Genomic DNA, 3,842 nt, shown 5'->3' with positions numbered 1-3,842 from the left:
TTTCGACTATTCTCAGTTTTATTTTCAGCGCCTAAGTCTTAAAAGTCAACTGGTTAAATAGGTTCTTTCTTTTCTGTCGAATTACATACAACGGTTACGTGTATGAAACGTTTGGCAATTCGAAGCGATTCCCTATCAAGTTACAACCACTTTTGATACGAGCTGTGCCGCTCGATAAACCACTGTCTGCCAAATGTTTTATACACGATGTTAGCCGTTCGGTGTTTATTTTTTTGTCATTTTTTCTTTCAATTTGCTTCTTCGTTTCTGTCTGCCGTGCGTCGGCAAAGACATACTCTTTTGCAATTTTTGGATTTAGCGTTGGCTGGTGCGAATTGCAAATGTGTATGGCTTTAAGCGTTGGCATTTTCATTATGTCAGTTTATTTAATTCTTTCTTTTTTTTCTCTACGTACAAAACAACGTCTTTGATTACCAATTTATGAATTGCAGAAATAACTGTCTTCATAGTTTCATAGTCTAGTTTATTATCTTTTATTGGCAAAGAAACTTTATCACCTTGTATTTTTCTATTGCTAATACTATAACCCCAAGAATATTTATGAGCTAGACTTTTATTAATACAAGAGACGAAAAACAGTTGATTGAATTTGTTTTTCTTTTCTTTCTCTTTGAGATACAAAACTAAATTATGACTGTCATTAGAAAAGAAGTCTTTCTCTTGATAGGAAACAACAAAAGTTTTTCCACCTATAAAGACACAATCTCCCTTGTCGATGTAATTAACATCATAAGAAATATAAGAACTAACACCATTATTTTCAGCGCTCGCACACAAGTAAGGGGTTTCGCCACTATTTGAAATTATATCTCTTGATAAAATATTCCCAGTATTTTTCACTTCGAAAACTTCAGTAATATTAAAGTCTTTAAACCTTAAATTATCAAAACCTTCTAAAGCTGCTTTTTCTTGTTCCGTTAAGTGACTATCCCATAATCCAATATCAGAAAGATAATTCTCCAATTTTAAAATCTGTTCGTTTTCTATTTCTGATACAAAACTTTCGATAAAATCAAAGTCTATTTTACCGTTTTTAGTGGGTAGATGGAATAAAACTTTTTGGGCTAAACTCCAATGCCTTGCATATCCTTTATTTGGAATGCTTTTTTTCCAAGATGCAATAATGTATAACAATTCATTAATGGTTAGTTTGGAATTCACAGCCAAAACTTTAACATTATCCATTACACAAAAACTCTCAGTAGCGATATTGAAACTAATAGTATGGTCACCAAATACTATATAAATAGGATTATCTTCGCTTATTAAAAAATCAGCTACTTTATGCGTGAAACCTATAACTCCATTATTACTTGAATCGGAAGAGTAAACAGGTGTTTTGCCGTCAATTTCTAAATCAAGTTTAGTAAGCTTATTTTTTACAACACAGAGTTTAAATAATTTATCATACTTATATTTACCCCACTCAACATTTTTCAGTTTTTCATTGAGTGGGGTTATTGCTTTCCCAACTCTTCGCCTTGTCTTTTTAGGATTGTTCCTATCTCCCAAGCCAAATAATCACCAACTGTCTTTTTGAAGTCCTGTATTAAGGGTTTCGTGTCAATCGGAGCGGACTGATTCCAATCCGCCCCATTATTTGGGTCAATATGACCTTCGTAGTATTCCTTATCGCTGAAAATGTAGAGTTTGCTTTTACCAAAACGAACTAAATCAACTACTTCTTGATAGCGTTCTTTGGCTCGGTCGGTATCTTTTAAATTGTTACTTGCTCTTCTTCGGTTTGCTCTTGTGTAACCATCATTGGTAAAGTCAATGAACTTTACTACATCATCTTTATGATGTTTTTCGTTGACTTTAAATACATAGATGTTGGTTTGTACGCTCGACTTACCTATAAATATGTCGACTGGCATTTTAATACTTGCCAAAAGCGTGTGTTTTGCTAATATCCTTTTGTTATAGTCAACAGCTTTCCCTGAACCTGATGAATTTTGAATGATGATTGCAGCGTATCCTTTATTCATCATATTCAAAGCCTTTTCAACGAAGTTCATACCATTTCCAGAGGCTGAATAAGGTGGATTTAATATAAAAGCATCCGCAGGGAATTTTGTATCAGGTTTTCCAAAACCATATTTTCCATCAAAATCTTTTATTGAGTCTGTGTTTAAGATGTTAGAACTACCGTCACCCATTAAAATCATATTTAAAATAGCCAACATATACACACTTGAAAGTAATTCTAATCCAAGTAGTTGTTCGGCTTTGATTTTAATTTCTTTTTGAACAAGTTCATTTGGTGACTGAATTGTATTTTTAGCATCATTTAGCATTTCATTCATTGCAGCTACCAATAGACCAGCAGAACCAGTTGCAAAATCCCACACAAAGGATTCTTTGTTTACTCTTGCTAATTTGACTAGGAGTGAAGCTACATAGGAAGGTGTAAGAACAACATCATTTAATTTGTCTTGAGAAAAACCCAACCAACCATACATTTCGTTAAAGAGTTTGCCCGTAAAGTCAGTTGTTAAACCTATTTTGTAGTAGATGCCTAAATCATTTACAATTTTGGCAAACACTCTTTTTAACTGACTTTCTCCGTCTTCAACTTTGTTAATATTCTCAGTTAAAAGTGTGTTGGATAAAGTTCTTACAATTAGCTGTCTTTTTTCGTCTGGTAATTCCTTATGACTTAAAAATGATTCAATCTTTTTAATCATTAAATCGCCATCTCTATATCCTTTTTCAGTTGATGATTTTAAGTCTGATTTTTCGAGTGGTGCAACTTTCCCTGGTATTCCAAGAGTTGCAATTATAGAGGCTGCAACAAGATAAACACGGTCATTTTCTCCTAATCCTTTTTCATTTTGATAAATGTCATTGTTAAGTTTTACAAGGCTTTGGTCAATTTCCTTTTCTCGCTGTTCTTTTAGTCTGTCAAGTTCTTCTGATGTCAATTGCAAGGTTTTTACCTTGTCAATAAAACTGTCAAAGTTTGCAGGAGCTAAAAATGAAAAATCTGTGTATTCACCAACTTTTTGACCTGCACCAAGATTGCTTTTAGAAACATAATAAACACCAATTGAATGATGTATTTTACCTGTTTCGTCTTTGTAACCTGTCATACCGATAGCTATAATGTCGGTATAGCTTGTATGATGAAGTAAAGCATTTGCATAATGAACTGCTCCATTTACAGCAAACGAATTGATGTTTTTAAAGTTGGGTTCATTCTTTGCAGTTCTATTTTCAATTTGACCGTCATTATCAAGTTTTACGAGTTTGTCTTTATACCCTTTATATTCAATAAGAATAGGAAAAAAATCAAGATTTTTGTCTTGAAGTAGAATTTTTGCATCTGGTCGGTTTGCACCAGCTCCACCATTTTTAGTGAAGTAATCAGAAAGTGCTTTATCAATTTCTGCATTAACTGATTCTTGCTCTAATTTGTAGGGAAGTTTGTACGATTTTAGCCATCCGTTTGCTAAATCTGCAATATTTGGCTCTATTGATTGTGCGGTATTTTTTCCTTTCATTATTTCAATTCCTATCAAAATGTTATTTTAAATCACAAATGTATCAAATTTCAGTGGTGCGTCGGCAAGAAAACTGCTCTTTTGCAAGCTGAAGCATCGGTTTGTGTGTTAGGGCTTGCAAATGTGCAGTTTTGTGCGTGGGTTGTTCATTGTTTCGTTTTCCTTTTTATTTCTTTAAGAAGCAAATTGTCTGCTGTGTCGTTGTCTTTTTACACTGACGGCTAACGGTGACATATATGAAATGTTGGGGCTGCGGTGTGCGTCTTTGTCTGCCGTTACAGAAGCTGGAGCGGGGCAGAGAGGTTAATGTAAAAAACA

The 3,842-nt window shown here is 33.8% G+C and carries 2 protein-coding genes; both read right to left on the bottom strand.

Annotated features, from left to right (window positions below; translation table 11 throughout):
• Positions 1-372: 372 nt before the first annotated feature.
• On the bottom strand, positions 373-1,533 hold the full coding sequence (locus tag B5X70_RS17445) for a restriction endonuclease subunit S (RefSeq protein WP_079559183.1): 1,161 nt from the start codon (positions 1,531-1,533) through the stop codon (positions 373-375).
• Positions 1,479-3,542 (bottom strand): N-6 DNA methylase, encoded by a 2,064-nt coding sequence (locus B5X70_RS17440; protein WP_198314189.1) that lies wholly within the window; start codon positions 3,540-3,542, stop codon positions 1,479-1,481. The genes B5X70_RS17445 and B5X70_RS17440 overlap by 55 nt, the downstream gene beginning before the upstream one ends.
• Positions 3,543-3,842: the final 300 nt, after the last annotated feature.

It is taken from the genome of Alkalitalea saponilacus, assembly GCF_900168165.1.
Lineage (GTDB): Bacteria > Bacteroidota > Bacteroidia > Bacteroidales > Marinilabiliaceae > Natronoflexus > Natronoflexus saponilacus.
Note: the sequence above shows the minus strand (reverse complement) of the source record. Positions and strands in the feature narration are given on the sequence as shown.